Origin of the sequence: Paenibacillus xylanexedens (assembly GCF_007676705.1) — a bacterium.
Taxonomy (GTDB): domain Bacteria; phylum Bacillota; class Bacilli; order Paenibacillales; family Paenibacillaceae; genus Paenibacillus; species Paenibacillus xylanexedens_C.
The window spans coordinates 1-301 of record NZ_VEBF01000177.1 but is presented as its reverse complement, the minus strand read 5'-3'; the positions used below and the strand labels follow the sequence as shown (position 1 = coordinate 301).

1 protein-coding gene is annotated in these 301 nt (G+C 47.8%); it reads left to right on the top strand.

Going from position 1 to position 301, the window contains the following annotated elements:
• On the top strand, positions 1-281 hold a 281-nt coding region (locus tag FS628_RS30410; protein WP_222125324.1), incomplete at its 5' end, for a hypothetical protein.
• Positions 282-301: the final 20 nt, after the last annotated feature.

The window sequence follows — 301 nt, the reverse complement described above, 5'->3', positions numbered from 1 at the left end:
GAGTATTGATCGGGGGGAGGGGGGAATGTGAATTTGGTCCAGGGGTGAATGTGAAAGGGTTTGGAAATTTGGTTGGTGGGATGATTGGGATGAAGGTGAATGAGTTTGAAGAGTTGGGTGTGATGTGGTGGGGGGTTATGGTTGATAAGGAGATGGAGATAGACGGGAATGGGGTTGTTCTGAGAGTGAGGAATAGCCTCTATGAGTTGGTGGTTGGTGGGATATTTGGTAGGGAGGGTAGGGTTTTGGTGAAAATGAGGGAAATGACAGAGATGATATAGAGGATAACGTGGAGGGTGAG